The organism is Enterococcus sp. 5H, from assembly GCF_028128615.1.
In the GTDB taxonomy this organism is placed as follows: domain Bacteria; phylum Bacillota; class Bacilli; order Lactobacillales; family Enterococcaceae; genus Enterococcus_L.
Genome location: NZ_AMDP01000052.1, coordinates 1 through 1948, shown reverse-complemented (window position 1 = coordinate 1948; position 1948 = coordinate 1). Strand labels below are relative to the sequence as shown.

Sequence of the window (1948 nt, the reverse complement as noted above, 5' to 3'; positions counted from 1 at the left end):
CCTTCTAGGGGAATATCTTTATATACTGGTGTCCCTTGTAGCGTTGTTTCTTCTGCGTCAAAAACTTCTTGCTCTTTCTCAAAGGTAATTTCTGCTAGTTGGTGCGTATTTTGTTGGATAAGGGTAATCGTTTGTCCACCAACAACGGTTCCTGTGATTGGCGTTTGATCTAATACATAACCTTCGGGCACATTTGTTTCTACAAATGAGAACGGCGTACCATGAATATATTCTTTTGGTAGCTCATGGTGTCCATCAGCGCCAGTTGTAAAGGCTACTTGTTCATCACCGATCGTTCCTTCGTACGACGTATTTGGTACAAATTTCCCAGTTACTTCATCTTGTTTACCAATTCGGACTTTGCCGGTTTTGATTGCTTCTACGTTCAGTGTAAACTGTACCGGGTCACTAACTGAAAATTTCCCCAGCATCTGAGCTCCATCTTGAATATAAGCAATAGAAACTCCGTCTGTCATTGTCTTTCTCATTCTGACAATCGGATTTTCTTCCGTATTTTCAGTAACTGTCAATGTTAAATTGTTACCATTTCTTGAGATACCTAATCCACCAGTCGAAACATCTCTTACATACTCTTCCAAAACTCCATTAGTATCAGTTAACGTTAGTGGTTCGCCCATTTTAACAGTTACTTTGTCTCCATCAAAACTCGGGCGTGTATAATACGCGGCAATATTAGCATCAATTTGCGCTTTTTTAGCGGTATACCCACCATAGTTACCACTAAATGTAGAACCCATTTTCTCCCACATATACCCTTGAGACGTGAAATACATTTCATGACTCTGCTCCATTGGATAACCAAAGTTGCCGATGTCTTCAAACCATGTTCGTTGTTGAGGTGTCAAATCTGCTGGGGTATATCCTGGTCCTGCAATTGCCGCAACGCCAGGCTCTATACAAAACAGAACTTCCCGCGTTGTGGTATCACGTAATACAGGCATTTGACCTTCTGCCCAATATCCATTTAAATCTACCCTAAATGTGTAAGGTGTGTATTCAGACATATCCAAAATCATTCGTGAAAGCGGATTGGCCTGTTCTTGAACCGTAACTTCTTCTCCTGCTTCAGTCGTATAACCATAAGAAACTTTAGACATTCCTTCAAACACCGAATACATCTTCATTGCTTTTCCTTCTTCTGTCAATAATGAATCGTTAATGATCTCTAATACTTTTGGATCAAATGTGCTTTCTGTAGATTCGGTTTCAGTTGATAGTTGTTCAACAGTTTCTTCGGTGGTAGCGTCCTTAGCTCCATCATCTGCAAATACTTCCATTGCAGGGAACATCGTTTGCCCAAAAATGACGGTCAATGCTAATACTGTTGTTGATTTCTTCATTCCCTTGATTACATTTTCTTTAAAATTCATAACTGTTTTTTCTCCTCGATTAATTTTATAGTCTATTCTTTTTCTGATTTTATTTCAATTTAGCGCTGGTGCCCGTATCCACATAACTTCCTCCTAGGTTATATACAAAATTAAAAGACGATAGTTTTCACCATCGTCTTAATTAACACTTTAGTTTTTTATTTCTAACGTGGACTAATAAACATTGCACCATCAATAATTGTTGCAGCCCAACCTGACCAGCCCATTTTATCTGCAAATGCCCATGCTTCATCTTCTGAATAGACTGGTCCATACGTACCCGCTGGTGCTGTTGGTGTACCTCCGCCTCCACTTGATCCTCCTCCAGTATTGTTGTTTCCACCGCCACTGGCTGGAGGTGTAGCTGTTTGACCGCCACCGGTTCCTTGATTCCAGTTATTATTACTGTTTCCACCAGAAGCTGGTGGTGTTGCTTGTCCAGTTGTTGTACCACCGTCTTGAGCTGGAGTTGTTGTTTGTCCTGCACCAGTAGCTGCCGTATTCGCTGTGGTTCCTTGATTCTCTTGTGCATTTGTTTCTGGCGCTTGAGCAGCTTG

Annotated in this window: 1 protein-coding gene and 1 pseudogene; both read right to left on the bottom strand. The window is 41.0% G+C overall.

The annotated features are described in order from the left end of the window. On the bottom strand, positions 1-1391 hold a 1391-nt coding region (locus C240_RS14145), incomplete at its 3' end, for a SpaA isopeptide-forming pilin-related protein (RefSeq protein WP_271497142.1). Positions 1392-1555: 164 nt separating this feature from the next. After that, positions 1556-1948 (bottom strand): annotated as a pseudogene (locus C240_RS14140) (hypothetical protein); the annotation flags it as partial.